The following is a 25,552-nucleotide window of genomic DNA, read 5'->3' as shown; positions in this document are numbered from 1 at the left end:
TTTCTTCTGAGGTGTTGCCCTTTCTAGCCAAGACCGTTTCAGGGAACATTTCCCGGTACCAGCGCGCAGACATGATCCGACGACAATCTTCGGAATGTTTGCGCGCCAGATCCAACCCATAGCTGGCAACGATGATCTTGGCGCTGGGGTTGTGACCGAGAAGATAAGCGACATATGCAACGGCCACGGTGACCGATTTCAGGCACCGGGGCGGAATGTTGATAATCAACCGCTTGTTCTCGCCGACGCGTACGTTGTCCAACTCATGGCACATAGCACGCACATGCCAGGCCGGATCAAAGCCGCGGTCAACCCCCTGGTGCAGCGTGCCAAACACACGCCACACGAAGGGAAAGAAATTGTCCCGGCAAACCTCGCGAGCGGCTTGCACGACGATTTTTGGATCAGGAGTCGTCATCTTCCGCCTCCTCGTTTGCCAGATCACCGTCACCGTCCAGTTGGCTGGAAAAGAAATCCCGGAGGATGTCGTAGTCGACAGCGTCCGGCTCAACCGCACGGACGCTTTCTTGCGCGTCCAATTCACTTGCGTTGAACAGATCTGTGTCCAGCTTAAGCAGCGCCATCAACAATTTCGTGTCGCCCTTCAACGCGCCTGCTGTGAACCGCTTGGCAATTGCCTCAGCCTTGGAAATCCGGATTTCGTAGCTGCCTTCGCGAACCGTAATCTTGGTTTCCAATTCGCGTTTCAAGCTGGCATTCACCCCTTTGGCACCTTTCGGCCGCCCTTTCGGATTGCCAGAGCGGCCTTTCTTGAACCGGGTCGCTTTGGGCGGCTTGCCGTAACCCACCTCGTAGTCTTTCGTATCGTCAGACATGATCCGCCTCCAGCTCTGAAGTGGCATCGGTTGCCGCAGAATGCGCATCGAACGTCTGGCCGGTCACCGCGTGCACGGCGTTCTCACCAGTCATCTCCTGCCAACGGCGGATGGCGACATCGACATAGGCCGGGTCGAGCTCAATGAGCCGCGCCCGGCGCCCGGTTTTCTCTGCTGCCAGCAAGGTCGCCCCGGACCCGCCAAAGGCGTCCAGCACGACATCGCCGCGGTGGCTCACATCCATGATGGCATCCGCCACCAAAGCTGTCGGCTTCACCGTTGGATGATCCGCGAGATCCGCCTCGCGCCCTGCCCCAAAGCTGTTCACACCGGCGTAATCCCAGACGTTGGTCCGGTTGCGCCCGTGTTTGCCCAGCTCGACGTTGTTGATGTGCGGCGCACCAGGCTTCTTGAAAATGCAAATCAGCTCATGCTTTGAGCGATAAAGGCTGCCCATGCCTCCGTTCGTCTTGTTCCAGACGCAGAGATTGATGAGGTCCAATCCAGCTGCTTTGCCCGCCGTAATCAGTTCTTCGATATGACGCCAATCCATGCAGATCATCGCGATGCCTCCGTCCGGCAGGCAGTCAAACAAACGATTAATCACGCTTGTGAGAAAGCCACGGAATTCGCTGTCCGACATTTCTCCTGACGCCATGGCAAACTCGCGGTGTTCGGCGCTATTGCCGGACCGCACATGCCCATTGACCGGCACGTTGTAAGGCGGATCGGAGAAGACTATCTGCGGGGTCTCGCCTTCCAGCAAGGTGTCGTAGCTCTGGGCTTGAAGGGCGTCCCCGCAGAAAATGCGATGATCTCCGAGAACCCAGAGGTCGCCCGGCTCCGTGACTACGGGTGCCGCAGGGTCCGGCGTCTCAACAGTTTCCGCTACAGATTCCGTCACCTCACCGACGCTGTCGATAATGATGTCGATCTCCGGTGTTTCGAACCCTGTGATGTCCAGATCAAAGTTCAACTCGCCATCAAGGCTGAGGTCCATCAGCTCGGCAAATTCGATCTGCAACGCCGCTTCATTCCAGTCCGACAATTCCGCCAGCTTATTGTCCGCAATGCGCAGAGCGCGCACTTCCGCTTCTGACAAATGATCCGCGACAAAAGTCGGCACGGACATCAACCCCAGGGCCTTGGCGGCTTCATAGCGGCCATGACCCGCGATGATTGTGCCCGAACCATCCAACAGGATCGGAGTGACAAAGCCAAACTGGGCCACCGATGCTTTCAGTTTGTCGACATTCTTGGCCGCGTGCACGCGGTTGTTGTTGGCGTAGGGCTTGATCTGGCTGATCTGGGATTGGATAACTTTTTCGGCCATCCAGATAGGCGTATTGGACGCCCGAACGTCGCTGTGTGTGTTTTTGGCAGGCATAACCGCCTCCTTTTGCGTGACGCCGCGCGGACGTCGAGATGGAGGGATCGCGCTGGAAAATCGGAGAGAGCACAAATCGCAACTCCCCGGACCAATTGATCCGAGACGTTGCTCCTTTGAATGCTCTCTGCGGAAACCTGTGTTTCCAATGAGTGCTGCCTGCGGGAGCAGTTTCCCGCCCTGATAGTCCGGGCGATTAGGTCGAATGTAGGTGCCATCAATACGAGACGCAACCCCCCAAACTAAAAGTAACCAATTAAGATTGTTGACGAATAATCGGGGGTACGGCAGCGACGCCCCTCAAAACACACGCCTCCAGTAATCGTTTCAGAAAGAGCTGGACTGTTGCCGTCAACCACGCATCACTGAACCCACGCCCGAGCCATTCGGGCGCTCCTCGGTACCGGGGTTCGGCATCTCGCTGACCCAAGATCAGAGGAGACAGTTAATGTCCAAACGGAAGCAAACCAAAATTGACAAGGTTCAAGCTTTGTTGCGTCGCCCGAGCGGCGCCAGCCTTGAGGCGCTCTGCAAAGCAACGGGGTGGCAGCCTCATTCGGTCCGAGCGGCTCTAAGCGGCCTGCGGAAAAAAGGCGTCACAATTGAAAGGCGGGCATCCGACAAACCAAATGGAGCATCCACATATCATCTGGCGGCGGGAACTGGAGAAGTGTCATGACCAAGACGAGCGATGTTGCCGATCTCGCCGCCATGGGTCGATCGGATCTGGTCACGCTTTGGCAGCAACTGTTTGATCAGCCCGCCCCTGCCATGCTCAGCCAACCCTTCCTGCGCCGTTTTATCGCCTTTGAGATGCAGTCCCGCCGTCATGGCGGGCTACCCCGGCAGGTCAAAGCAACGCTGGAAAAGGGTTCCGAGAAAAAACCCCGGCCAGCCTGCCCTGCTCTTAAACCCGGCGGGCGCCTTCTGCGCGAGTGGAATAGCGTGACCCATGTGGTCGACGTTACAGAAGACGGCTTCACTTGGAACGGTCGGTCCTATCGCTCACTCTCGGCCATCGCCCGAAAAATTACCGGCGCGCATTGGTCAGGGCCGCGTTTCTTCGGGCTCTCCGGAAAGATCGCTAAATGAGCCCGCGCCGTAAAATCCGATGCGCCATCTATACGCGCAAGTCGTCAGAGGATGGGTTGGACCAGGACTTCAATTCACTAGATGCGCAATATGAAGCCTGCGCGGCCTATGTCGCCAGCCAGCGACATGAAGGCTGGACCCTACTGCCCGGGCGCTACGATGACGGTGGCCTGTCGGGCGGCACCCTAGAGCGCCCCGCCCTTCAGCGCCTTCTTGAAGAGATCGATGCCGGGCGTATTGACATGGTGGTGGTCTACAAGATTGACCGGCTGACCCGGTCGCTTGCCGACTTCTCGCAGCTGGTCGAACGGCTGGAAAAGGCGAACTGTTCTTTTGTGTCCGTCACACAAGCATTCAATACCTCCTCATCCATGGGTCGGTTGACTCTGAATGTGCTGTTGTCCTTTGCTCAGTTTGAACGGGAAGTCACCGCCGAACGTATTCGCGACAAGATTGCAGCGTCGAAGAAGAAGGGGCTTTGGATGGGTGGCAACCTGCCTCTGGGCTATGATCGCCACCCCGATCCGAAGGCAAGAACGCTGGTGGTGAATGAAGAGGAGGCCAGAACGGTCCGGCATCTCTTTGGGCTTTATGACGAGCTTGGTTGCCTGCGCAAAGTAGAAGAACGGGCAAAGGCAGAAGACCTGCGGTCAAAACGGGTTGTTCGGACAGATGGCAGTGTGAAGGGGGATTGTCCGCTGTCACGGGGTCAAATCTATTACCTGCTGCGCAATCCGGTCTATCTCGGAAAAATCCGCCACAAGGATAAGATCTGGGACGGACAACATCCGGCGATCATCGATCAGGACATCTGGGACCGGGTGCAGGAAAAAATGCGACAGGCCTCCAACCGCTCGCGGGCACGCGGCGACTCCGATGCGCGCCAACACTCCACTGACCCCGGGGCCTGGCTCACCGGTCTGCTGTATGACGAAACTGGTGATCGGTTGACGCCGACTCACACCACGCGCAAAGGCCGACGGTTGCGCTACTATATCTCCAATCGACTGATCTCAGGCGGCAAGGATATCTCTGGCTGGCGACTGCCCGGCCCTGCGCTGGAAAACGCGGTCATTGATGTCATCGTCAGACATTTGCAAGACGCCGCCGCGGCGCACCAAGTACTGGCGCAGCCGGAGGCCGGGTCAGCCGAGGCAGTTCAGACTTCAGTTGCGGATTTAGTAACCCGGCTTCTAGGCCATGGCTGTCAGATCGGCGCTGCTCTTCTGGCCAAAGGCAAACTTGCACGAGGTCAGATCGACCTCGAATTTAACCCTAAAACTCTGGCAAGCGCACTTGGCATCGCGGCCGATCATCTGCACCCGGATCTCACCGACATCACCACATCTTTCGATCTGCGCCGCCGCGGCGTCGAGGCCAAGGTCATCGCCGGAGACATGGCACCCCAACCTGATCCCCACCTCCGGTCCATGCTGATCCGCGCGCATGGCTGGGCCCGTGATCTGAAGGCCGGAGTTCAACTGATGGAGATTGCCCGCCGCGAAAGCGTCCCTGACGCCTTCATCCGCACCCGTGCTCAGCTCGCCTTTCTCTCACCAAAGATTCAAACGGCGATTCTCGACGGGACCCAGCCGCCCGAACTCACACTCAAGCGTCTGGTCAGCAAGACCCACCCACTTGATTGGTCCGAACAGGAACGCCTGTTCGGCTTTTGATAGCTCCAGATCCTGCTTCCCTGATACAGGTTTCGCCCTCCCTGATCCGTCGGCACAATTCCCTGTTCCCACGAGAAAATTCCCTGTTCCACCTTTTAGGGAATTTGCAGCATTAACCTCTGAAAAACATACAGTTCTGATAAGAGAAATGACGGAAGTCAGTCCCGGTTTGCGAAAATTCCCTGTAAATTGCAGGTTATCAGGGAAATCCAGCCCAAAGCGACCCCGCTAAAATGCGACACTGAGACTGGCGCCTGAATTGTCCTCTGAATGTACGGTTTGCTTCGTCTCTGATTGAAAGCGCATGCGCCAACGCGCGGGAATTGCGTAACAATTCCGGATCAGAAAATACAACTGAAGTGAGACAGGTATGAGTGGCGGGGAGACAGGGATTCGAACCCTGGGGACGCTCTCACGCCCAACGGTTTTCAAGACCGCCGCATTCGACCACTCTGCCACCTCCCCGTCGAAAGCAGGGTCTAAGGCCAACTGAAATCAGAGGCAAGTCGAAATCGGGAAATCTTGCCGAAGCCCAAGCAGCGGACTTTCCATAGAACCATACCCACGTTATGATCTGCATGAAAGACCGCAGCAGACCGGCGCGAAGAACCGGCAGGCTGACGGTGGGGCTCGGGGAACGAGGCCCCTTCAGGCAAGGGATGACAAAATGAAGCGAGCGACTGAGATCCGCCTAGGGCCAAAACGGCTGGCGTACTTGGCTTTAGCCTTGGTGGTGTTGTCGGGTTGCGAGGAAACGCTGGCAACCGCAGAAAAACCCGACGAAAACACGAGCAAGAACGAACTTTTCCCGCAATCCTCCGGCGACACGCAGCGCGATGTCGAAGCACCGGACGTGTTCCAATTGACCGAGGCCGGATTGTGGGACGGCCGCCCATCGCTGGGCGGGATCTGGGTGGCCCACCCTGATGTGACTCAGCCCGAGCGGGTGATCATCAAAAACGCCTCGAACAACAAATCCGTAACTGGCGCTTTGTTCCGGCGTGAACGCAACTTGCCCGGTCCCGCCTTGCAGGTATCATCTGCAGCGGCGGAGCAATTGGGTATCCTTGCTGGCGCGCCGACCAAGATCAACGTGGTGGCCTTGCGGCGCGAAGCCATCGAGGTCGCGCCCGAGCCCGAGCCCGAGGTCACTGAGGCCGAGACCGCCCCGGAAGCAAGCACCGAAACTGCCGCCAATGACGTGGCCGAGGTTGATGCATCCGAGGCCACCTCAGAGACGGAAAAGCCGGCCAAGCGCAAATGGTGGCAGAAGAAAGCCCCCGCCGCAGCGGCGACTGCTGGCGTTGTGGGCGCAGCCGCTGTTGCCTCGGACGCAGCCGAGGATGGGGCCGTAGCTGCCGTAGCTAGTGACGTGGCCGAAGTTGATGCGCCCGAAGCCACCTCCGAGACGGAAAAACCGGCCAAGCGCAAATGGTGGCAGAAGAAAGAGCCCGCCGCAGCGGCGACCGCAGGCGCTGTAGGCGCAGCCGCTGTTGCCTCGGACGCAGCCGTGGATGGGGCCGAGGCCGCCGTCGAGGCCACCGCAGAGGTATCGGCGGCCAGCACGGCTCCGGCTTTGACCGATGCGCCAGTGGTTGCGCCCGCCGAAAAACCGGCCAAGCGCAAGTGGTGGCAGAAAAAAGATCCCAATGCGATCACCGAAACTACGCTTGACCCGATCGAAGGGGCCGCAGCCGCTATCGACGCCGCAGAGCCGACGCTTGTCGCCACGACGGCCGCCACGACATCTTCTCTTTCGAAACCCTTTGTTCAGGTTGGTACGTTTGGTGTTCAGTCCAATGCCGACAGCGCCGCCGCCAAGATCCGCAGAAATGGCATGTCGGCCGAGGTGCGAGAGTTGAAGACCGAAGACAACACCGTCTGGCGCGTGCTGGTCGGACCCGCCGCCACCCGCGCCGAGCGCAAGGCCATCCAGAACGACGTGAAAGATCTGGGCTTTGGCGACGCGTTCACCGTGGCCAACTGAGAACAGGAGGCACCTTATGCTATCCGCATTGCGAACATCCGTTTTCACCCTCGGGATGGCTGTTCTGGCCCTGCCCGCCCACGCGTTCGACACCTCGGCGCGCGCGGCATATGTAATGGATCAGACCACAGGCACCGTGCTTCTTTCCAAAGACGCTGATCAGCCGCTTCCGCCCGCATCCATGTCCAAGCTCATGACGCTCTATGTCGCGTTCGAAGCCCTACGTGATGGGCGTTTGACGCTGCAGGAGACATTGCCTGTCTCGGAACATGCCATGAGCTATGGCGGCTCAACCATGTTCCTGAACACGCAGGACCGTGTGTCTGTCGAGGATCTGATACGGGGCATTATCGTACTGTCTGGCAATGACGCTTGCGTGGTGATCGCCGAGGCGCTCAGCCCCGATGGGACCGAGGCCGGATTTGCCCGCTATATGACCCAGCGCGCGCAGCAGATGGGGATGAACAACTCAAACTTTGCCAACTCCAACGGCTGGCCCGCTGCCGGGCATATGATGTCCGTGCATGATTTGGCCGTTCTCGCAGATAGGCTGATCACGGATTTCCCCGAATATTACCCTCTGTTCGCTGAAGAAGAATTCGAGTTTGACGGGCGCGCGCCTTCGAACAAGCGCAACCGCAACCCGCTGCTACGGCTGAACATTGGGGCCGACGGCCTGAAAACCGGCCACACGCAAGAGGCCGGCTACGGCCTTGTCGGATCGGCCAAACAAGGCGACCGCCGGGTGATCTTCGTTCTCACTGGCCTAGACAGTACCGCTCAGCGGGCAGAGGAGGCTGAGTCCGTGGTTAACTGGTCGTTTCGAAATTTTGTCGAGAGGACAGTTGCCACCGAAGAAGCGCCGATAGCCGAAGCCAAGCTGTGGATGGGTGAGAAAAAGACCGTGGGTCTGGTGCCCGACGGCGACCTGAATGTTTTGTTCCCGGTTCTGGGCACCCAGAATATCGAAGCCGAAGTTGTCTATGACGGCCCCATCAACGCACCTGTTGCCAAAGGTCAGCAACTGGCCGAGCTCGTTATCAAGCCCGAAGGCTTGCCCGAAATCCGCCGCCCTCTGTTCGCGGCCGAGGATGTCCCTCTAGGCGGCTTCATGGTGCGCATGATGACGGTCGGTGGCATTGTTCTGAAAGACGTTATTAATAACCCGCTGGAGTCGATGTGACGCAACGCGGGTTATTCCTGACCTTTGAAGGCATAGACGGATCAGGCAAATCAACTCAGGCCCGGATGCTGGCCGAGTCCCTCCGCAATGCGGGCCATCAGGTCGTTCTGACGCGTGAACCCGGCGGGTCACCGGGGGCCGAAGAAATCCGCCGCCTTGTACTCGAAGGCGACCCTGACCGATGGTCGGCGGAAACCGAGTTGTTGCTATTCACCGCAGCCCGCCGCGATCATTTAGAACGGACAATCGAACCGGCCCTCGCCGCGGGCCAGGTCGTGATCTGCGACCGCTTTGCCGATAGCACAAGGATGTATCAGGGCCTGTCCCGTGGAAACCTACGGGCGGTGGTCGATCAGCTCCATGACCTTATGATCGGTCGCGAGCCGGACATGACCCTTCTGATCGACATGGACCCGGACACAGGCCTGTCTCGTGCCAAGGGGCGACAGGGCACCGAGGAGCGGTTCGAAGATTTCGGCCCTGCCCTGCAAAAACAGATGCGCGCCGGGTTTCTGGCGCTGGCCGATGAGTTTTCCGACCGGTTTCGCGTCATCGATGGCAATCGCGACATGGACAGTGTCGCACAGGATGTGAGAGATATCGTCGAGGCAGCTTTGCGATAGACGATGAGCGACGACATCCCAACCCCAGATCAGGCGCCCGGAGCGCCGCATCCGCGTGAGACCGCGCAGCTGTTCGGGCAGGACACGGCCGAGCAAGCCTTTCTGAACGCCTACAACTCGGACCGGTTACACCATGGTTGGCTTCTGACCGGCCCGCGTGGGGTCGGCAAGGCCACGTTAGCATGGCGGATCGCGCGGTTTCTGCTCGCCACCCCTCCGGCGGATGACGGAGGGCTGTTCGGCGCGCCTCCGCCCCCACAAACGCTGGAGATCGACCCGGATCATCCGGTAACGCATCGCATATTTGCTGGCGCAGAACCGGGGCTGGCGGCGATCACCCGGTCGCTGAATGATCAGGGGCGTCTCCGGAATGAGATCGTGGTGGATGACATCCGCAAGCTGGGCAAGTTCTTCGGCCTGTCCTCGGCAGATGGCGGGCGGCGAGTGGTCATTGTGGACGCGGCTGATGAGATGAACGTCAGCGCCGCGAATGCCCTTCTGAAAATGCTTGAGGAGCCACCGGCGCGCACCACGTTACTGCTGATCTCGCACCAACCCTCTCGCCTGTTGCCCACCATCCGGTCTCGGTGCCGCACCTTGCGTCTCTCACCTCTGGGTCCTGAGGATATGCAGGCCGCTTTAGCGCAAACCGGGGCTGAGGTTCCCAGCCAAACCGATCACCTTGCCGCTCTGGCCGCCGGGTCGGTGGGCGATGCGGTTCGTCTGATCAATCTGGGCGGGCTTGAAATCTATGCCGAGTTGATCGCCATTCTGGGCACCTTGCCCCGAATGGACCGTCAGCGCGCCCTTAAGCTGGCCGAAGCCGCCGCCCAGCGCGGCGCAGCCGAACGTTTCGAGCTGTTGCTGACCCTGATCGACGTGGCACTATCTCGTCTGGCAATGACCGGCGCGACAGGCGCAGCCCCCTTACCGGAAGCCGCCCCCAACGAGGCGGAAACTCTGACCCGGCTTTCGGCCTCACCTCATCAGGCCCGCAACTGGGCCGAGGTGGCGGCAACGATCACCGCCCGAGTACGTCATGGTCAGGCGGTGAACCTTGACCCTGCCGCGTTGGTCCTAGATACGATGTTCAAGATACAAGAAACCTCCGGTCAGAGCAGATGAGCAACATCCCCCAGATCACCGATAGCCATTGCCATCTGGATTTCCCCGATTTCGAAGGGCAACTGGACCAGATCATCACCAATGCAGCCGAGGCCGGTGTGACCCGCATGGTCACTATCTGCACCCGCCTGCGCAATGAACCCAGCGTGCGCGCCATCGCCGAGGCTCATGCACCGATCTTCTATGCCGCCGGCACCCACCCGATGAGCGCGGCGGACGAGCCGATGGCCACGGTCGATGAACTGGTCGCATTGGCGCAGCACCCCAAATTCGTGGGCATCGGCGAGACCGGGTTGGACTATCACTACACCGCCGACAGCGCCGAGGTGCAAAAGCAATCCCTACGCATTCATATTGAGGCGGCCCAATGCACCGGCCTGCCTCTGATCATCCACGCCCGCGCAGCCGATGACGATATGGCGCGCATTCTGGCCGAGGAATACCGCAACGCGCCCTATTCCTGCGTGATGCACTGTTTTTCATCCTCGGCCGAGTTGGCAAAAGCTGCCCTTGACCTTGGGTTCTACCTGTCTATGTCCGGAATTGCCACTTTCCCCAAAAGTCAGGAGCTACGCGATATCTTCGCTATCGCCCCGGTAGACCGCATTCTGGTCGAAACCGACGCCCCTTATCTTGCCCCGCCCCCATACCGGGGCAAACGCAATGAACCCGCCTATACCGCTCACACTGCCCGCAAAGGGGCCGAGGTATTCGGCATGGATTACGCAGATTTCGCCGCCCAGACACAGGTAAACTTTGACCGCCTGTTCTCAAAAGCGGCACAGTATAAGGCCGCCGCATGACACAGCTGCGCTGCACCATTTTGGGCTGCGGGTCCTCGGGCGGCGTACCGCGCCTTGGTGGGCATTGGGGCGATTGCGACCCCGAGAACCCAAAAAATATCCGCCGCCGCTGCTCGATGCTGGTCGAAAGAGACGGGCCGGAGGGTACGACCTCGGTCCTGATCGACACCTCGCCGGATATGCGCAGCCAGCTTCTGGATACCGGAACCGGGCGGCTCGACGGGGTGGTCTATACTCATTCTCACGCCGATCACGTGCACGGCCTTGATGATCTGAGAATGATCGTCTTCAACATGAAGACCCGTGTTCCGGTCTGGGCGGATGGCGACACCCAGAATGCACTGCTGGGGCGCTTCGGATATGCGTTCATCCAGCCCGAGGGCTCTCCGTACCCACCGATTCTGGAGCTTAAATCTATTGACGGCCCGTTCGAGGTCGACGGCCCCGGAGGTCCGATCCCCCTGCGCCCGTTCCGCGTGAACCACGGATCAATCGACGCGCTAGGGTTTCGGATGGGCAAGCTAGCCTATCTGCCCGATGTCGCCGAAATCTATGACGATGCATGGGTTGAGATGGAAGGCCTGGATTGTCTGGTCATCGACGCCCTGCGCCGCGCGCCGCACCCTACCCATGCGCATCTGGAAAAAACGCTGGGGTGGATTGAGAAACTTCAGCCAAAGCGCGCCGTTCTGACCAATATGCATATCGACCTGGACTATGCGACGGTCGAGGCCGAAACCGCCGGCCATATCACCCCCGCCTTTGACGGGATGGTGATCGAGCAAGCGCTGTAAGGCCCTGCCTTTTGCGGCACACATATCGCCAAAACCGGGGGCGATATGCTTCAAAGCCTGATTGACGTCATCCTACCGGTCTTTCTGGTGATTGGCGCGGGCTATGCTGCGACCCGTTCGGGCTATTTCAAGGAGGTGCATGTCGACGGGTTGATGCGCTTCACGCAGGGCTTTGCTATTCCCTGCCTCTTGTTTCTCGCCATCGCCCATCTGGATCTCAGCGCTAGTTTCGACCCTCGACTTCTGGTCAGTTTCTATTCCGCAGCCGCACTTTGTTTTACTGCGGGGCTGTTTGGGGCACGGCTGATCTTTGGCCGTGATTGGGAAGACTGCGTCGCCATCGGCTTTTGCTGCCTGTTTTCGAACTCTGTCCTTCTGGGACTGCCCATTACCGAACGCGCCTATGGCCCAGAAAGCCTGACGGGCAACTACGCGATCATCGCCTTCCACTCACCGTTCTGCTACGGCGTTGGGATCACGGTTATGGAGATCGTGCGCAATCGCGGCCATGGTGGCACAAAAATGGTGCGCTCGGTTCTGTCTGCGATGTTCAAGAACGCGTTGATCCTTGGTATCGCGCTTGGCTTTGTCGTCAATCTGTCCGGGCTGGTCATTCCACAAGTGGTGGATGAGGCGCTGGAACTCGTGACTCGTGCCGCCTTGCCCGGCGCGTTGTTCGCGCTGGGTGGCGTGCTTGTGAAATACAAACCCGAAGGGGATCTGCGCACGATCGCCTATGTTTGCGGGATTTCTCTGATGTTGCACCCAAGCCTCGTGTGGCTGTTCGGAACATCCACAGGGCTGCCGCAAGACCTGTTCCGCTCCGGAGTGCTGAACGCAGCGATGGCGCCCGGTTTCAACGCTTATATTTTTGCCAACATGTACGGGCGCGCCAAGCGGGTCGCGGCCTCTTCAGTGCTGATCGGAACCGCCGCCTCGATCCTAACCGTCTGGCTTTGGCTGACACTTTTGGGCTAACACCCGCCTTGACATAGAGAACCGGCGACACACTTACCGCTCAAGAACAGGAGCCCGGAATGCCGCACGCCATAATCGTTGCCCATGGTCAGCCTTCAGACCCCAAACCGGCCGAGGCATCGCTGGCCACCTTCGCCGCAGAGGTGAACGCCCTCGCGGTCGATGTTTCGGTGCATTCTGCATCGCTGGCAAATCCCGGCGTACTTGAAGAGGTGATGGACAGCCTGCCCCACGACACGGTGATTTACCCCTTGTTCATGGCCAAAGGCTGGTTTGTGACCAGCGCCTTGCCAAAACGTATCGGGGATCGCAATTTGCGAATTCTGGACCCGTTGGGCACCGACCCCATGCTTCCCGATCTTGTGAGCGACGCGCTGAAATCGGCTCTGAAGACAAAAGGTTGGAGCGCGGCTGCGTCCGATCTGATCATCGCCGCGCACGGCTCAGGCCGCAGTAGAAATCCCTCGGCCGTCGCAAAAGACTTTGCCGAGCAACTGTCGCAGCGAATGACGTTCCGCTCGATCCGCGTCGGATTTGTCGAGGAACCCCCGTCAATTTCCGATGCTGCCAACGGGGCGTCAGAGCAGTCGCTTTGCCTGCCCTTCTTCGCCTGTCGCGGAGGACACGTGCTGGAAGATGTCCCAGAAGAGCTGGAAAAGGCGCATTTCCGCGGCACTGCCCTGCCAGTGATCGGCGAATTGCCCCCGATACAGCGCCAAATCGCAGACACTCTTCAAGCGGCGTTTTCCACGGCCTGATCTTAGGATTGCGCCTTGAGCAGCGTGGAATAGAGCCGGTGGCAGGATCGACCCTCTCGCTTGGCCTGATACAGCGCGAGGTCCGAGGCCTGCAAAACATCTTCAGCTCTCGGATTGTCAAAATGCGTGGACAAGGCCGTGCCGATACTTGCGGAGATACGGCAATCCTTGTCCTGAAACCTCATCGGCTGGTTCAGTCTTTCGATCAACCGGTCTGCGATCGTCGAAAGTCTGTCCGTGTTGGACAAGCCTTGGAAGATGATGACGAACTCATCCCCACCGATTCGTGCCACCGTGTCGTCGTCTCGGGTTTCTTCGATCATGATCCGGGCAGCCTGCTGCAAGACGAAATCCCCTGCGGCATGTCCTAGCAGGTCGTTCACAGATTTGAAGTAGTCCAGATCAACTTGCATCACCGCAAACGGCGCTTTCGACGCGGTCATCTGCCCTAGAAGGCTGTCCATTGCGCGCCGGTTTTTTACTCCGGTCAGGGTGTCGGTATAAGCCTGCTCCTCTGCCGCGAGCATTGCGCCCTGCAGCCTAAGGTTTAGCGACCGAGACGCATCCATTGCGGCCGATTTCGCCTCAACCAGATAGAGAAGTTCGATAGCCAGATCAGTGCCGGAAAAATCAGCGCTGGTCAGGGCATAGTCCCGCACCGCGTCGAGGATCGAGATACCGAAGGACAGGTTGATAACCGCCCCTTCCCCGCCCGGAAGCGGTGCAACCAGCCCCTTGAGGGCAGTACGCGGCTCATCATGAAATCGCAGGTTCAGGTTCGCACCGGCCAAAGCCATAAGCGCCGGTAAAGTTGTCACCGCGCGAGGGCGAACCATCTCAAAAACATCCAGGAAACTTTTCCCATCCATGACGCGGTCCGGGCGCAGCTTCTGCAATGTCGGACCGACGCGGAGGATGCGACCGTTCTGGTCAACCAGCAGAAACATCGGACACAGGGTTTTCAGCAGTTCTGCAAGATCATCCATCCGCGTCATGCGCCCCGTGCCCCCAGATCGAATTGCCGTCCCTCGGCAAACGAGCTTTCGACAAGCAGGATCGAGATCACCTCAGCCTCGCCCTTCTGCCCGTCATGCGACAACATCACCAAAGCACCGTAATCATCTGCCATCGCACGCAAAACACCGACCATTGCGCTGGCATATCCGGGCAGCCCGGGCCCACAGATAAGCTGGAATTCGGTCTGCGAAAGCTCTTGCAATTCGAGGGCCGGAAGAGACAGATCGGAAACAGCCAACCGCACCCGATCCGCCAGATCATCAAGGGAATGGAGGAATTCGACATAAGTCACGCCGCCAAATCGCAACAGGCGGCGCAGCCCTTCGGTATTGGGATGTGAGACCAGATAGGTTCCTACGTCTTCAAGAATCTCGGGTCGCGGCCGGGCGAGCTCCGTACTGAGCGCATCCAGCAGAGAGGCCGTGATCGCGTCATCGTAGGTCAACATGGCCTCAAACTCGGAAAACCCCAATCCGGCCGAATCTGTCACGCGCTGCCAGCACGGCCGCCCGTAGGTTGCGCATACAAACGACTGTATTGCCCGATTGATCAGACCATGCATCAGATGCCTCAGATTGGTTGCATCCGTACTGTGGCCTGACACTCCTTAACAAATAGCCAAGAACCGCCGCTGATCAGCGGAAAGACCCATTAGTATCAAAACGATATCAAAAGTCCGTCGGTGCCCCACCTTCGGCTTTGCGGCGGGTGACGAACTCAGCCAGCTCCTCGCGAATACCCTCATCCAGAGGGGGTGCTTCGAAACTTCCGATGATCTCTTTGAAGATGTGATGCGCGCGCTCAGCGGTCCAAATACCTCCTGCGATCTCCCAGCCTTCGTAGTTCTTCCAGTCGCTCAGAAACGGTTGATAGAAGGCGGTCGTGTAGCGGTCCTGAGTGTGCTGAATGCCAAAGAAATGCCCGTCATTCCCGACCGCACGGATAGCGTCCAGGGCGATTTCATCCGGGCCGGTCGCGGTGAGATCATGATTCATATACCTCTGAATTTGCTGAAGGATTTCACAATCCATAATGAACTTTTCAGGACTTGCAATCAGCCCGCCCTCAAGCCATCCCGCAGCGTGATAGACCATGTTGGTCCCCGATTGCACCGACGCCCAGAGCGAGTTTGACGTTTCCCATACCGACTGCCCATCTGGCACATTTGCCGCACAGACGCCCGACGATCGCATCGGCAGACCATAGAAGCGCGCCATCTGGCCGGTCATCTGAGTGGCCCGCATATACTCTGGCGTCCCAAAAGCCGGGGCCCCGGATTTCATATCCACGTTCGAGGTAAAGGTTCCAATCACGCAGGGAATCCCCGGGCGCACATATTGGAACAGAGCGATAGCACAGAGAGCTTCGGCCAGAGATTGCGCCACCGCGCCCGCGATGGTGACAGGGGCCATCGCTCCGGCCAAGGTAAATGGCGTGACAACAATCGCCTGACCGCGCCGCGCCAGACGCAGGCAGCCATCAATCATCGGGTGGTCGTGCTTCAGCGGTGAGGTCGAGTTGATGTTGGTGTACATCCGTGGTGTGGCTTCGAACTCTTCATGGCTCAACCCGCCTGCGATACGGACCATCTCCATCACGTCTTCGACCCGCTCTTTACCCAGTGAATAGGCGTGCATCGCCTTATCCGTCAAGGTCAGCTTGTCATAAAGCACATCCAGATGGCGGATGCTGGCGTGAATATCGACCGGCTCAACCGGGTAGCCGCCGGCAAAATGGATGCAGTTGAAATATTGTGTCAGCTTCAGCAGGTTACGGCACATCTCGCGGTTGCCGGGAACTTTGGTTCCGATCTCCATATCCCAGTAATTCGGAGGGGAGGAGACGTTGCCGAACAGGATGTTCCGCCCACCAATCTCGATCGTCCGGTCGGGATTGCGCGGCGTGATCGTGAAACGGCTCGGGGCTTTTGCCACCATCTCCATCACGAAATCACGGTCCATCCGTACGTTGTCACCGTCTATCTTACAGCCTGCCTCACGCAAGATTCCGATCGCTTCTTCGTTATAGAACTCGACCCCGATCTCTTCGAGAATTCGCATGGCACCGTCGTGGATTGCCTCGATCCCGTCCGGACCCAGAGGCTCGGTCGGCGCATCGATATTGACCGGAGGGTTCCACGGCATCTGATCAATAGCCGCGCTTCCCCTGCGCTCGGCAGCGCCAGCGCGCCCTCCGCTACGACGCCTGCGCGATTTGGTTCCGGCCATGTTCGACTCCCTGCCAGTTGCCTGCTCTCAAGCAAGCCCGGGAAAGCGGGAACAGGCCGTTCCATCTGCGACAGATTTTGTCGTTTACAAGCTTTGAACCGCCGGAAACGGATTCTGCAGATCTAGTTATCCGCCAACCAAGCCGGGATATGACCTATGTCGGGCAAGACAACATCCGCCATCGGCGCCAGTACGTCGGCTTTGGCGAGACCGGTAAGGACTCCGATCGTGGTCATCCCTGCCGCCCGCCCGGCCTGCAAGTCGTGCAGGCTGTCGCCGACCATGGCGATGCGGTCCGGCTGCACGCCAATATGCGCGGCGAATGCCAGCAACTGGCCAGGGCCGGGTTTGAAGCCATGTCCACTGTCATAACCGGCAATAAAGTCGAAATGGTCTTTGACGCCCACCGACTCCAGATGCTGAAGCGCCGGGTGTTCGCTGTCATTTGTGGCGACCCCCAGCTTGAGGCCGGCCTGTTTCAACGCATCCAGGAACGGCCCCAAAGGCACCGCCTGAGCTTGCGGCGCGGCTGCGGCCTCGGCATTCAATAACTCGATCAAGGCGTCACACGGCATGTCATCGACATGCGGCAACAAGGCTTCCGCGATTTCCTCAACGGTCCCTGCAATAACGACGCTATCAGGAGAATAGGTCTCGGTCTCAAGGTCGAAGCCGATGATCCGACCCAGTTCCGCTGCGCGGGCCGTGTCATTCTCGGACACGCGCAACAACATGGTCCGTCCGAACGTGCCCCAGGTGTTGGCGAAGTCAAACAGCGTGCCGTCCTTGTCGAACACGATCGCATCTATTGGCATGAAAAGCTCCTGCAGAGTCAGGTCCAGTGAACGTCGGAACCACCCGATAACACCGCTTGTGCCTGAGCGGGTTGGTCATACGGCACCGCCGCCGCGTCACAAAATGCCATGATCCACGAATCGTCAAGCATCAGGAAATCCAGAACCGAGGCCAGAAACTCGGGCTCACCTGCCCTGTCGCGCAGATCATTCGCTGCGGCGCCGGTCGAGCCCAGGAAAATGGGCAAAAGCTCCTCATTCCCGACTAACCATCCGAGGGCATTCAGGGCAAGAGTTTGGGCGGAATCTTCGGAAATCGACATAAACTGGCCTTAGTTCCCTGTCTTGGAAAGGGTTTGTTAACCAGACTCATAAACACTTTGTTCAAGCATGCAATCAATGGTGAGCGACTATGTCCGTGCAGGGAACCATCCTTGTTTTAGATGGGGTATCCACAAACCGCATCATGCTGAAGGTTCAGCTGACGGCGGCGTGGTACCACGTGGTGCAAGGTGAGAAATTGGAAGGCCTCACCGCGCTCTTGCGGCGTGTGCGGCCTGATCTCGTGTTGACCGCACAAACGCTGCCCGACGGCACAGCGGCGGATGTCAAAAGCCTGATCACGGAAAATCCGGCCTTGGGCGACGTGCCCGTCGTGGCCCTGACCGCCCAGAATTACAAGCAAGCTCGATTGCGGGCTTTGGCCGATGGTCTGGATGATGTTCTGACCCACCCGTTCAAGGATACACTGCTGCTGGCCCGTATCCGCAGCCTCTTGCGCGCGCGCGCCGACACGCAGGACCTGCAATTGCGCGAGGACCCACAGTCTCTTGGCCTGGCCGAGCCGGATACGCCGCTCATTACTGCCCCCAAAAGGGCCCGCGTTGCGGTTTTGGCGCAAACGCCACGCAACGGCGCGCTTTGGCAAAAGGCGCTTTCCGGGCACTCCCGCTATGCCCTGACCTCGCACCACCAATCGGATCTTCAGGCCTTGCTCTCAGGCCCCGTCCCGGATGCAATCGTGGTCGAGCTGGATGCAGACCGATCCGCGCTGAACATCCTGGCCGACCTCAGATCACGCGGAGCTACACGTCATACGGTTCTGATCGGGGTGCTGAGCGACAACAACGCCACCCGCGCGTCCGAAGCGCTGGACCGGGGGGCAGATGCCGTCTGTCTCGGCGGGTTCTGCGCTGACGAGATCGTCTTGCGGTTGGACAACCAGATTGCCCGCAAAAGCCGGATGGACCAGATGCGAGACTCGCTGAAGAAGGGGATCGCCGAGTCGTGGATCGACCCTCTGACCGGGTTGCAGAACCGCCGCTATGCCATGCGCGCAATCCAGCAGATTGCACAGCAATCGGCACAGACCGGACGGGGTTTTGCCCTGATGCTGGCCGATCTGGATCATTTCAAGGCGATCAATGACGAATACGGTCACGCCAGTGGTGATTGCGTGCTGACTCAAGCGGCGGCACGGATGCAACAGGTCGTCGGTAAGGCCGGATTCGTCGCGCGCATCGGAGGAGAGGAATTCATGATCGCCGTTCCCAATATCTCGCGCGCCAAGGCGCTGACGATGGCAAGCACCCTGTGCGAGGCGATCTGTGCAGTACCTTTTCGCCTGCCCGATCAACGCACACCGGTTTCCGTAACCATTAGTGTGGGCCTGAAAATGTCTGCGCCGACCTACCTTTCACAAGAAGAGGCCGAACCCGTTGAGCAGTTGATCAAATCCGCAGACAAAGCGCTCTACGCGGCCAAACAGGCCGGACGCAACCAAGTGCAGATCAGGCAAAGCGCTGCCTGATCGCTTCAGTGCTTTTTCTTTTGACCGCGCGGACCGCGTTTGACGACTTCTTCCAGACGGGTCGCATAGGTCTGACGCTCCTCGTCGCTCATCTGCGTGACCAGAACCAACCATTTTTCTTGCAGCGCGGCCTGCAAGTCCGCGGTCGCTTGCGCCTGCTGCTGCAGCAATAGCGTGACAGTTTCGGGATCAAATGGAACAGCCCGCAACGCCTCGGTCACAACCATGAAGTCCCTCGATCGCCCCTTGGCCCCTTTGCCGTGCAGGCCGGATAGCTCTCGCCTCAGGGATTTGCGGTCCTCTTTCGGCAAGGCCCGGTACAATGCGGGCCCAAAGCCCGGCGGTGCCTTGGCGTGATCGCCATTCTTCAGCCGCAATACGCTGCCGACCGCGACCCCTATGACCAACAGGTTGATCGCCAGAGAGAGGGTCAGAACGATCGGCATCCAACGACGTTTCGGTTTTGGATCAGTGCTCATTCCGTACTCTCCAGAAAACTGGTGTCAAATCCAAGGTCAGTCGCCAGAACGCTGCCATCCGTTGCACCGAACAGGCCGACCGTATCCGGGAGAACGGCAGGCGCAAAAAACCCAATGAAAATCCCAGTGACGCTGGCAGCGGCCAAGCCGCTAAAGCCCTGCCATCCACCTATATTGTCCAGAAGGCGCGACCACAGGGACCGTTCAGGGCGCGTGTGTTTCGCCAACCTCCTTAGCCGAGTGGTCTCAGCGTCTGTCTGGATACGCACGGCAAGATCATCCGGCAACTCGGGTCGGTCATTGCGCGCCTGAGCAAACAGGTTTTCCAGTTCCATGTCGTCATCAGCCATCGTCATACCCCAGTTCTTCCCGCCGTCCGGCCAATATGGCCGACAAAGCCCGCTTTCCACGCGCGGTCAAGCTCTCAACCGCTTCTACCGATAGGCCCATGACCCCGGCAATCTCGGGGTTGGACAGTTCCTCAATATGCCTCAAAACGACGGCTTGTCGCTGTCGGTCGGGCAGTTGCATAAGCGCGACCTGCAACGCGTCATGGCGCGCCGTATCCTGCATTTTCTCAACCACGCTGGCCGCGTTGTCGGGCGGCTCAGCCTCCTCGGAGAGCTGCTCAGGCGTCTTTTTGCGCTTACGGTCCAGACACAGGTTCAGCGTGACCCGATAGAGCCAGGTCGACACTTTGGCCGTGCCCGGCACCCATTTGGGGGCCATCTGCCACAGCCGCATCATGGCATCCTGCGTCACATCCTCGGCCTCGGCCCGGTTGCCCAGCATGCGCAGAGAGACCGAGTAGCAACGCGGGCCCAGCCGGTCCGTCAGGATCCGCGCCGCCCCGGCATCGCCATCGGCAAACATCCTCAGCAACCTATCGTCACCAAGGTCGTCCGCGGCGCACCCCGCACCGCGAACATCTTGAGGGTGGGAGGTCAGATCCTCCATCCTGCATCAGCTATCGTCAGCGTCCGATTTCTGGCGCTTCTTGTGATGCTTGCCCATCTTGTCTTTTGCATCGGCAAATTCCTGTTCCGAGATACCGCCGCTGCTATCCGCGTCGATCCGATCAAACATCTTGTCAGCCCGGCGCGGTTTGGGCAACTCATCGGTGCTGAGGACCCCATCGCCATTCGCATCATGCTTCTCGAACATCTTGGTCACGCGATCATTGGCCTTCTGTTGGGCCGCGGCCTGCATTTCCTCAAGGCTTATCTGTCCGTCGCCGTCAGTATCCGCCTTCGTGAAGCGTTGCGCGCGATGGGCCTGCATCTCTTCTTTCGTGATCTGGCCGTCCGCATTGGCGTCCAACTCCTGAAACGAGACAGGCTCACGATCCTTTGGGCCTGCTGCCAGTGCCGATGTACCTGTGATCGCCACTGCCGACAGAACGATGGCCGGGATGAATTTCGAGTTCTTCATATCGGTTTCCCCATATTGGCGCGACCTGATTGCCGCTGCTCATACCCATTCAAACGCGGCACCATCGGGTTTCCGTCGAAAAAAGTTTAGCGAAGGATCAGCTGGTAACGAACTCTTGCCCGGACCGAACGATGCAAAGCGACGCACCCCCCTTTTCTATTGCGGCAAACAGGCCCATTATCCGCCAAAGATAGATGCGCGAGTTACATTATCATGGATCAAACGATCACCCCCGCAGTGGAAGAAGAGCGTGAAACATGGCCTGCTTTGGTCAAAGGCTTTCGTTGCAAATGCCCGAAATGTGGTGAAGGCAAGCTGTTGCATAGCTACCTGAAGGTTAACGACAACTGCGCAAATTGCGGGCAAGAGCTGTTTCACCACCGCGCAGATGACGGCCCCGCCTATTTGACGATTCTGTTGGTCGGGCACCTGCTGGCCCCTGCTCTGCACGTCTCATACGTACATTGGCGACCGGACCCGTGGACCATGGCCATCGGGTTTTCCGTCGGCTGCATAGCGCTGTCGCTGTTCCTGCTGCCTCGCCTGAAGGGGGCTGTCGTGGCTTATCAATGGGCGCGGCGCATGCATGGGTTCGAGAAAGCCGCGTGACCGCAGCGGGCACCAGCATGAGCGTCGACAAGACCGCCATCCGCAACGCAGCAACCGTCATCGTATTGCGGGACCGTTTTACCGCGCCCTCGATCCTGATGGGGCAACGTGGGGCCAAAGCGGCGTTCATGCCGAACAAATTCGTGTTTCCAGGCGGCGCGGTCGACCCCGAGGATGCGAGCATCCCACTGGCCGCCCCGCTGCCCCAACTCTGCTATGATCGCTTGGCCGAGCAGGCCGAGGCTGACCTGCAGCAGGCGCTTGCCGTCGCAGCCATTCGAGAGTTGTGGGAGGAAACCGGGATGGTCCTTGGCCAACCCGGTGAATGGGAGGGCGATGCTCCGTCGGATTGGGTCAGCTTTGCAGCTTTGGGTTACAAACCCTCGGCCGAGGCGCTGCAGTTCGTGTTCCGCGCGGTTACCCCTCCAGGTCGGCCCAGACGGTTTGATGCGCGGTTCTTTCTGGTCGATGCGCAGGCAATTCAAGGCGATCTGGACGATTTCAGCCGCGCCTCGGATGAGCTGTCGCACCTGCAATGGGTCAAACTGGACGAGGTTCGAGACTTCGACCTGCCCTTCATCACCGAGGTCGTGCTGGCCGAGATCACAGCCCGGGTCACCGACCCGACACCGCCAACCTCTGTTCCGTTTTTTCTAAACAATGACGAGGCCGACCTGTTCCAAAGGCTCAGGGGGTACCCCATGCCCGAGGTTGACTGACCCCAACCTTATTTCATGCGACTGATCACAACTGTGACTTCGGGCTTTTTACCGACCTCTGCCTTGGCCGTCTGACGCACGATCCGGCGCATGGCCTCTTCCAGCTTGTCATCGTCGCGCAGGGTCTTGGCCTCGGCCCGCATCAGGAACTGGTTCAGGTCTTCCTCAAGCACCTCAACCAGTGCCGCGCGAGAGGTTCCGATCTCCGGCAGCCCCATCGTATCACACCATGGCTCACCCAGAGGCTCATCCTCTTCATCCAGAATGACGGTCACAGTCACGTGGCCGTTCAGCGCCATGCGGATACGGTCGCGTACAACCCCGTCCAGCGCCCCGACCTTGACCGTGCCATCCAGATAGGTCCGCCCGGTTTCCACATAGTCGACAACCTTCGGCGCATTGCCGGTCAGGTCCAGCATGGTGCCGTTGACGGCCAGAATACCCGTGCGTCCACCAGCCTCGGCCAGTTTGGCATGTTCGCGCAGGTGGCGATGTTCGCCATGCATCGGGATCACCATCTGCGGATCGATCAACCCATGCACTTTCTCTAGATCCGGCCGGTTGGCATGGCCCGACACGTGGTAAAGGCCCGAGCTGTCATCCACCACATCCACACCCTTTTCGCTGAGTTGGTTAATGATGAAAATCACACCACGCTCATTGCCGGGAATGGTTTTCGAAGAGAACAGGAACAGGTCGCCTTCTTTCAACTCGATGCCGCGGTATTTACCACGAGCCAGCTGCGCGCTGGCGGCACGGCGTTCGCCCTGACTGCCGGTCACAATCAGCATCAGGTTCTGACGCGGAAGCTCTACGGCCTCTTCGGCGCTGATCACTTTGGGGAAATCCGACAGGATGCCGGTTTCCGTTGCAGCCTCGATCATCCGGCGCATGGCCCGGCCCAACAGCACGACCGAGCGCCCGGCCCTTTGGCCAGCTTCGGCCAGGGTCTTCACCCGAGCGACGTTCGAGGCGAATGTGGTCGCCACAACCATACCTTCAGCGCTTTCAACCAGCTTTGTGATCTCGGGTCCGACCTCGGACTCTGAACGTCCGGGGTGGCTTGAGAACACATTGGTGCTGTCACAGACCAGTGCCTTCACGCCGGTTTTGGCGACCTCGGCCCAAAGGTCGGGATCAAACGGTTCGCCCACCACCGGGTTTGTATCCAGTTTGAAATCCCCCGAATGCACGATCCGCCCTTCGGGCGTGTCGATCACCAGTGCGGCGCTTTCGGGGATCGAGTGCGATACTGGCAGGAAGCCAACGGTGAAAGGCCCGGCCGAGACCTGCTCGGGCCAAGCCGAGGCAGTGAGCACAGCATCTTCAGGGTGGCCGTGTTCTTCCATCTTCCGACGGGCGATATTGGCGGTGAAAGCGCGCGCATAGATCGGCGCCCCCAGCGCCTCATAACAATGCGCAACGGCGCCCACGTGGTCTTCGTGCGCGTGGGTGACAAAAACCGCCTCAAGCCGGTCGGCGCGTTCCTTTAGCCATGAGATATCGGCATGGATCAGGTCCACCCCCGGCGTGGTATCCATGTCAGGGAAGGTCACACCCAGATCGACGAGGATCAGGCGTTCCTTGCCCGGCGCGCCGTAGCCATACACATAGGCATTCATGCCGATTTCACCGGCCCCGCCCAACGGCAGGTAGATCAGTCTTTCGCTGCTCATGTTGAGCCATTTTCCTTGTTATAGCGATGGATCACGGTCAGCCCGTGCATCGTCAGATCATCTTCGATTGCGTCGAACCCCACGTCGGCCTGATCGAACAAGGGTGCGAGCCCTCCGGTTCCAACGACTTTCATCGGCATTCCGTATTCGGTCTTGATGCGGGCGATCAGCCCTTCAATCAGACCGGAATAGCCCCAATACACGCCGGATTGGATACAGCCAACCGTATTCGTACCAATCACCTTTTCCGGGCGGGTAATGTCGATATGTGGCAGGGCGGCGGCCCCTTGGTGCAGTGCCTCAAGGCTCAGGTTTACGCCCGGCGCGATGATGCCTCCGACATAGGCCCCATCAGAGGCGACGACGTCAAAGTTGGTCGCGGTTCCGAAATCGACAACCACAACGTCCCCGCCATGACGGTCAAACGCCCCCACCGCATTGGCGAGGCGATCAGGCCCCGGCACCGTGCCTTCGTCAATGCGTGGGGCGACAGGCAAAAGGCAATCCGGTTTGCCCACAACCAGCGGACGGCAACCAAAGAACCGATCCGCAAAGATGCGCAGATTGAAAACCACGCGCGGCACGGTCGAGGCGATGACAACATCGGTAATTTCAGCCTCGATCCCGTAGTGTTTCACCAGCGTGGAATACCAGGTGAAATAGGCATCCGCCGTGCGCGAGTGATGGGTCGAGGTGCGCAGGGTACACAGGAAACTCTCACCATCCCAGATCGAGAAAACGGTATTTGTATTGCCGCAGTCGATGGCCAGAAGCATCTGAGACCCCTTCAGAAAAACACGTCCGCCGCAGGAATGCTCACACGGCCTTTGGCGGTGTTTAGGACAAGGTTGCCCCCCGCGTCTACCGTTTCGAAGGTACCAACCGTTTCCGACGTCGCGGTACGGGCGGTAATGACCTCACCCAACCGCGCTGCGCGGGCCAGCCACGCTGTGCGGATGGGTTCAAACCCGTAAGTGACAAATTGGATTTCATAGCCGGCATAGGCGATGGCGAGTTCAGTCAGAAAATCCTCGGGCGTGACATGCGCGCCGGCTTCCGACAGCAAGGAGACTGGGCGAACCGCGCCCGGCTCAACAGCGTCTGCACCGGGGGCTTCGGTCAGATTGACGCCGATCCCGATCGACAGATGTGACACTCCGCGCCCCTGCCCGGTGCTTTCCAGCAATATCCCCGCGAGCTTGCCGCCGTTCAGCAACACATCATTGGGCCATTTTAGCGACAAACCTGACGCTCTGCCCGTCACGGCGACGCAGGCATCGAACAAGGCCAAGGCCGCTACGAAGCTGCGCAGAGCCGCGCTCTCCGGATCGCCCTGAGGGCGCATCAGAAGGGTCGAGGCCAAATTGCCCTTGGGATTGGCCCAAGCCCGCCCTCGCCTGCCGCGCGCTGCCGTCTGGTGATGCGCCATGATCCACACGGGGCCTTGCGCCGTGGGTGCAAGACGCGCGGCTTCGTTAAGCGTGCTGTCCACCTCTTGCAAGATGTGCAGGCCGTACCCGTCGGGCCAGTTGCTCATGTCAACAAGG

The 25,552-nt window shown here is 59.2% G+C and carries 28 protein-coding genes, 1 tRNA gene and 1 pseudogene; 14 read left to right on the top strand and 16 right to left on the bottom strand.

Annotated elements, in window-relative coordinates; translation table 11 throughout:
• From ACRZ95_RS10615 to ACRZ95_RS10605, 3 genes and pseudogenes are all read right to left on the bottom strand, one after another.
• Positions 1-418: pseudogene (locus ACRZ95_RS10615) on the bottom strand (hypothetical protein); the annotation flags it as partial.
• The gene (locus tag ACRZ95_RS10610) at positions 405-836 is read right to left on the bottom strand and encodes a DUF5681 domain-containing protein (RefSeq protein WP_170678268.1); all 432 of its coding nucleotides are present in this window, start codon (positions 834-836) and stop codon (positions 405-407) included. The gene ACRZ95_RS10610 and the pseudogene ACRZ95_RS10615, both read right to left, overlap by 14 nt.
• The gene (locus tag ACRZ95_RS10605) at positions 829-2,223 is read right to left on the bottom strand and encodes a site-specific DNA-methyltransferase (RefSeq protein ID WP_480554920.1); all 1,395 of its coding nucleotides are present in this window, start codon (positions 2,221-2,223) and stop codon (positions 829-831) included. The genes ACRZ95_RS10610 and ACRZ95_RS10605 overlap by 8 nt, the downstream gene beginning before the upstream one ends.
• A 448-nt stretch (positions 2,224-2,671) precedes the next feature.
• Here ACRZ95_RS10605 and ACRZ95_RS10600 point away from each other — a divergent pair, with 448 nt between their 5' ends.
• Genes ACRZ95_RS10600 through ACRZ95_RS10590 form a run of 3 tightly spaced genes read left to right on the top strand, consistent with a single transcriptional unit; the run spans position 2,672 to position 4,991 of the window.
• Positions 2,672-2,902 carry a DUF3489 domain-containing protein gene (locus tag ACRZ95_RS10600; protein WP_170461155.1) on the top strand — a complete coding sequence of 77 codons (231 nt, stop codon included), beginning with the start codon at positions 2,672-2,674 and terminating at the stop codon, positions 2,900-2,902.
• Positions 2,899-3,315 carry a DUF2924 domain-containing protein gene (locus tag ACRZ95_RS10595; RefSeq protein ID WP_170461153.1) on the top strand — a complete coding sequence of 139 codons (417 nt, stop codon included), beginning with the start codon at positions 2,899-2,901 and terminating at the stop codon, positions 3,313-3,315. Before ACRZ95_RS10600 ends, ACRZ95_RS10595 begins: the two co-directional genes overlap by 4 nt.
• Positions 3,312-4,991, top strand: coding sequence for a recombinase family protein (locus ACRZ95_RS10590; RefSeq protein WP_170678590.1), 1,680 nt, complete (start codon positions 3,312-3,314; stop codon positions 4,989-4,991). The genes ACRZ95_RS10595 and ACRZ95_RS10590 overlap by 4 nt, the downstream gene beginning before the upstream one ends.
• Positions 4,992-5,366: 375 nt before the next feature.
• Here the strand turns inward: ACRZ95_RS10590 and ACRZ95_RS10585 are convergent.
• Positions 5,367-5,456 (bottom strand) — tRNA-Ser (locus ACRZ95_RS10585).
• A 202-nt stretch (positions 5,457-5,658) separates the two neighbouring features.
• Here ACRZ95_RS10585 and ACRZ95_RS10580 point away from each other — a divergent pair.
• From ACRZ95_RS10580 to ACRZ95_RS10545, 8 genes are read left to right on the top strand one after another with little or no spacing between them, the layout of a single operon-like run.
• Complete coding sequence (locus ACRZ95_RS10580) at positions 5,659-6,978, top strand: SPOR domain-containing protein (protein WP_170678588.1); 1,320 nt, start codon at positions 5,659-5,661, stop codon at positions 6,976-6,978.
• A 16-nt stretch (positions 6,979-6,994) separates the two neighbouring features.
• Positions 6,995-8,161 carry a D-alanyl-D-alanine carboxypeptidase family protein gene (locus ACRZ95_RS10575; RefSeq protein WP_170375197.1) on the top strand — a complete coding sequence of 389 codons (1,167 nt, stop codon included), beginning with the start codon at positions 6,995-6,997 and terminating at the stop codon, positions 8,159-8,161.
• On the top strand, positions 8,158-8,784 hold the full coding sequence (tmk, locus tag ACRZ95_RS10570) for a dTMP kinase (protein WP_170664917.1): 627 nt from the start codon (positions 8,158-8,160) through the stop codon (positions 8,782-8,784). The genes ACRZ95_RS10575 and tmk overlap by 4 nt, the downstream gene beginning before the upstream one ends.
• A gap of 3 nt (positions 8,785-8,787) precedes the next feature.
• Positions 8,788-9,909, top strand: coding sequence for a DNA polymerase III subunit delta' (locus ACRZ95_RS10565; RefSeq protein ID WP_170678586.1), 1,122 nt, complete (start codon positions 8,788-8,790; stop codon positions 9,907-9,909).
• The gene (locus ACRZ95_RS10560) at positions 9,906-10,712 is read left to right on the top strand and encodes a TatD family hydrolase (RefSeq protein WP_170678584.1); all 807 of its coding nucleotides are present in this window, start codon (positions 9,906-9,908) and stop codon (positions 10,710-10,712) included. Before ACRZ95_RS10565 ends, ACRZ95_RS10560 begins: the two co-directional genes overlap by 4 nt.
• Entirely contained in the window at positions 10,709-11,506 is a 798-nt protein-coding gene (locus ACRZ95_RS10555; protein WP_170554385.1) for an MBL fold metallo-hydrolase, read from the top strand. The genes ACRZ95_RS10560 and ACRZ95_RS10555 overlap by 4 nt, the downstream gene beginning before the upstream one ends.
• 45 nt (positions 11,507-11,551) lie before the next feature.
• The gene (locus tag ACRZ95_RS10550) at positions 11,552-12,484 is read left to right on the top strand and encodes an AEC family transporter (RefSeq protein ID WP_170678582.1); all 933 of its coding nucleotides are present in this window, start codon (positions 11,552-11,554) and stop codon (positions 12,482-12,484) included.
• A gap of 59 nt (positions 12,485-12,543) precedes the next feature.
• The gene (locus tag ACRZ95_RS10545; protein ID WP_170678580.1) at positions 12,544-13,242 is read left to right on the top strand and encodes a CbiX/SirB N-terminal domain-containing protein; all 699 of its coding nucleotides are present in this window, start codon (positions 12,544-12,546) and stop codon (positions 13,240-13,242) included.
• Between the two features lie 2 nt (positions 13,243-13,244).
• Here the strand turns inward: ACRZ95_RS10545 and ACRZ95_RS10540 are convergent, their stop codons facing one another.
• From ACRZ95_RS10540 to ACRZ95_RS10520, 5 genes are all read right to left on the bottom strand, one after another.
• Complete coding sequence (locus ACRZ95_RS10540) at positions 13,245-14,237, bottom strand: GGDEF domain-containing protein (protein WP_170678578.1); 993 nt, start codon at positions 14,235-14,237, stop codon at positions 13,245-13,247.
• Entirely contained in the window at positions 14,234-14,821 is a 588-nt protein-coding gene (locus ACRZ95_RS10535) for a heme NO-binding domain-containing protein (RefSeq protein WP_170642979.1), read from the bottom strand. Before ACRZ95_RS10535 ends, ACRZ95_RS10540 begins: the two co-directional genes overlap by 4 nt.
• A gap of 106 nt (positions 14,822-14,927) precedes the next feature.
• Positions 14,928-16,487: a trimethylamine methyltransferase family protein gene (locus tag ACRZ95_RS10530; protein WP_170678576.1), complete on the bottom strand. Its 1,560-nt coding sequence runs from the start codon at positions 16,485-16,487 to the stop codon at positions 14,928-14,930.
• 122 nt (positions 16,488-16,609) lie between these two features.
• Complete coding sequence (locus ACRZ95_RS10525) at positions 16,610-17,302, bottom strand: HAD family hydrolase (protein WP_170678574.1); 693 nt, start codon at positions 17,300-17,302, stop codon at positions 16,610-16,612.
• A gap of 17 nt (positions 17,303-17,319) precedes the next feature.
• A complete protein-coding gene (locus tag ACRZ95_RS10520) occupies positions 17,320-17,604 on the bottom strand; it encodes a DUF3572 domain-containing protein (protein WP_170375177.1) in 285 nt (94 codons plus the stop codon).
• Between the two features lie 89 nt (positions 17,605-17,693).
• Between ACRZ95_RS10520 and ACRZ95_RS10515 the strand changes: the two genes are divergently transcribed.
• Positions 17,694-19,091, top strand: a complete 1,398-nt coding sequence (locus ACRZ95_RS10515; RefSeq protein WP_170678572.1) for a diguanylate cyclase — start codon at positions 17,694-17,696, stop codon at positions 19,089-19,091.
• A gap of 5 nt (positions 19,092-19,096) precedes the next feature.
• On the opposite strand, the gene ACRZ95_RS10510 is transcribed toward ACRZ95_RS10515, so the two are convergent.
• From ACRZ95_RS10510 to ACRZ95_RS10495, 4 genes are read right to left on the bottom strand one after another with little or no spacing between them, the layout of a single operon-like run.
• A complete protein-coding gene (locus tag ACRZ95_RS10510) occupies positions 19,097-19,570 on the bottom strand; it encodes a periplasmic heavy metal sensor (protein ID WP_170678570.1) in 474 nt (157 codons plus the stop codon).
• Positions 19,567-19,920 carry a hypothetical protein gene (locus tag ACRZ95_RS10505; protein WP_480554916.1) on the bottom strand — a complete coding sequence of 118 codons (354 nt, stop codon included), beginning with the start codon at positions 19,918-19,920 and terminating at the stop codon, positions 19,567-19,569. Before ACRZ95_RS10505 ends, ACRZ95_RS10510 begins: the two co-directional genes overlap by 4 nt.
• Entirely contained in the window at positions 19,913-20,527 is a 615-nt protein-coding gene (locus ACRZ95_RS10500) for an RNA polymerase sigma factor (RefSeq protein ID WP_170678568.1), read from the bottom strand. Before ACRZ95_RS10500 ends, ACRZ95_RS10505 begins: the two co-directional genes overlap by 8 nt.
• Before the next feature lie 6 nt (positions 20,528-20,533).
• Positions 20,534-21,001 (bottom strand): EF-hand domain-containing protein, encoded by a 468-nt coding sequence (locus tag ACRZ95_RS10495; protein WP_170678566.1) that lies wholly within the window; start codon positions 20,999-21,001, stop codon positions 20,534-20,536.
• Between the two features lie 213 nt (positions 21,002-21,214).
• Between ACRZ95_RS10495 and ACRZ95_RS10490 the strand changes: the two genes are divergently transcribed.
• Positions 21,215-21,610 (top strand): DUF983 domain-containing protein, encoded by a 396-nt coding sequence (locus tag ACRZ95_RS10490; RefSeq protein ID WP_170678564.1) that lies wholly within the window; start codon positions 21,215-21,217, stop codon positions 21,608-21,610.
• A gap of 17 nt (positions 21,611-21,627) precedes the next feature.
• The gene (locus ACRZ95_RS10485; RefSeq protein WP_170678562.1) at positions 21,628-22,329 is read left to right on the top strand and encodes an NUDIX hydrolase; all 702 of its coding nucleotides are present in this window, start codon (positions 21,628-21,630) and stop codon (positions 22,327-22,329) included.
• A gap of 8 nt (positions 22,330-22,337) precedes the next feature.
• On the opposite strand, the gene ACRZ95_RS10480 is transcribed toward ACRZ95_RS10485, so the two are convergent.
• Genes ACRZ95_RS10480 through ACRZ95_RS10470 form a run of 3 tightly spaced genes read right to left on the bottom strand, consistent with a single transcriptional unit; the run spans position 22,338 to position 25,542 of the window.
• Positions 22,338-24,005 carry a ribonuclease J gene (locus ACRZ95_RS10480; protein ID WP_170678560.1) on the bottom strand — a complete coding sequence of 556 codons (1,668 nt, stop codon included), beginning with the start codon at positions 24,003-24,005 and terminating at the stop codon, positions 22,338-22,340.
• Positions 24,002-24,781, bottom strand: a complete 780-nt coding sequence (locus ACRZ95_RS10475) for a type III pantothenate kinase (protein ID WP_170678558.1) — start codon at positions 24,779-24,781, stop codon at positions 24,002-24,004. Before ACRZ95_RS10475 ends, ACRZ95_RS10480 begins: the two co-directional genes overlap by 4 nt.
• Positions 24,782-24,792: 11 nt before the next feature.
• Positions 24,793-25,542, bottom strand: a complete 750-nt coding sequence (locus ACRZ95_RS10470; RefSeq protein ID WP_170678556.1) for a biotin--[acetyl-CoA-carboxylase] ligase — start codon at positions 25,540-25,542, stop codon at positions 24,793-24,795.
• Between the last annotated feature and the right edge of the window lie 10 nt (positions 25,543-25,552).

Source organism: Ruegeria sp. AI3 (assembly GCF_056541245.1).
The sequence above is the reverse complement of the archived record's forward strand: the minus strand, read 5'-3'. Positions and strand labels throughout refer to the sequence as shown.

Coding starts and splice junctions, on each gene's coding strand:
- ACRZ95_RS10610 (WP_170678268.1), bottom strand. CDS start 836: ATGTCTGACGATACGAAAGACTACGAGGTGGGTTACGGCAAGCCGCCC.
- ACRZ95_RS10605 (WP_480554920.1), bottom strand. CDS start 2,223: ATGCCTGCCAAAAACACACACAGCGACGTTCGGGCGTCCAATACGCCT.
- ACRZ95_RS10600 (WP_170461155.1), top strand. CDS start 2,672: ATGTCCAAACGGAAGCAAACCAAAATTGACAAGGTTCAAGCTTTGTTG.
- ACRZ95_RS10595 (WP_170461153.1), top strand. CDS start 2,899: ATGACCAAGACGAGCGATGTTGCCGATCTCGCCGCCATGGGTCGATCG.
- ACRZ95_RS10590 (WP_170678590.1), top strand. CDS start 3,312: ATGAGCCCGCGCCGTAAAATCCGATGCGCCATCTATACGCGCAAGTCG.
- ACRZ95_RS10580 (WP_170678588.1), top strand. CDS start 5,659: ATGAAGCGAGCGACTGAGATCCGCCTAGGGCCAAAACGGCTGGCGTAC.
- ACRZ95_RS10575 (WP_170375197.1), top strand. CDS start 6,995: ATGCTATCCGCATTGCGAACATCCGTTTTCACCCTCGGGATGGCTGTT.
- ACRZ95_RS10565 (WP_170678586.1), top strand. CDS start 8,788: ATGAGCGACGACATCCCAACCCCAGATCAGGCGCCCGGAGCGCCGCAT.
- ACRZ95_RS10560 (WP_170678584.1), top strand. CDS start 9,906: ATGAGCAACATCCCCCAGATCACCGATAGCCATTGCCATCTGGATTTC.
- ACRZ95_RS10555 (WP_170554385.1), top strand. CDS start 10,709: ATGACACAGCTGCGCTGCACCATTTTGGGCTGCGGGTCCTCGGGCGGC.
- ACRZ95_RS10550 (WP_170678582.1), top strand. CDS start 11,552: ATGCTTCAAAGCCTGATTGACGTCATCCTACCGGTCTTTCTGGTGATT.
- ACRZ95_RS10545 (WP_170678580.1), top strand. CDS start 12,544: ATGCCGCACGCCATAATCGTTGCCCATGGTCAGCCTTCAGACCCCAAA.
- ACRZ95_RS10540 (WP_170678578.1), bottom strand. CDS start 14,237: ATGACGCGGATGGATGATCTTGCAGAACTGCTGAAAACCCTGTGTCCG.
- ACRZ95_RS10535 (WP_170642979.1), bottom strand. CDS start 14,821: ATGCATGGTCTGATCAATCGGGCAATACAGTCGTTTGTATGCGCAACC.
- ACRZ95_RS10530 (WP_170678576.1), bottom strand. CDS start 16,487: ATGGCCGGAACCAAATCGCGCAGGCGTCGTAGCGGAGGGCGCGCTGGC.
- ACRZ95_RS10525 (WP_170678574.1), bottom strand. CDS start 17,302: ATGCCAATAGATGCGATCGTGTTCGACAAGGACGGCACGCTGTTTGAC.
- ACRZ95_RS10520 (WP_170375177.1), bottom strand. CDS start 17,604: ATGTCGATTTCCGAAGATTCCGCCCAAACTCTTGCCCTGAATGCCCTC.
- ACRZ95_RS10515 (WP_170678572.1), top strand. CDS start 17,694: ATGTCCGTGCAGGGAACCATCCTTGTTTTAGATGGGGTATCCACAAAC.
- ACRZ95_RS10510 (WP_170678570.1), bottom strand. CDS start 19,570: ATGAGCACTGATCCAAAACCGAAACGTCGTTGGATGCCGATCGTTCTG.
- ACRZ95_RS10505 (WP_480554916.1), bottom strand. CDS start 19,920: ATGGCTGATGACGACATGGAACTGGAAAACCTGTTTGCTCAGGCGCGC.
- ACRZ95_RS10500 (WP_170678568.1), bottom strand. CDS start 20,527: ATGGAGGATCTGACCTCCCACCCTCAAGATGTTCGCGGTGCGGGGTGC.
- ACRZ95_RS10495 (WP_170678566.1), bottom strand. CDS start 21,001: ATGAAGAACTCGAAATTCATCCCGGCCATCGTTCTGTCGGCAGTGGCG.
- ACRZ95_RS10490 (WP_170678564.1), top strand. CDS start 21,215: ATGGATCAAACGATCACCCCCGCAGTGGAAGAAGAGCGTGAAACATGG.
- ACRZ95_RS10485 (WP_170678562.1), top strand. CDS start 21,628: ATGAGCGTCGACAAGACCGCCATCCGCAACGCAGCAACCGTCATCGTA.
- ACRZ95_RS10480 (WP_170678560.1), bottom strand. CDS start 24,005: ATGAGCAGCGAAAGACTGATCTACCTGCCGTTGGGCGGGGCCGGTGAA.
- ACRZ95_RS10475 (WP_170678558.1), bottom strand. CDS start 24,781: ATGCTTCTGGCCATCGACTGCGGCAATACAAATACCGTTTTCTCGATC.
- ACRZ95_RS10470 (WP_170678556.1), bottom strand. CDS start 25,542: ATGAGCAACTGGCCCGACGGGTACGGCCTGCACATCTTGCAAGAGGTG.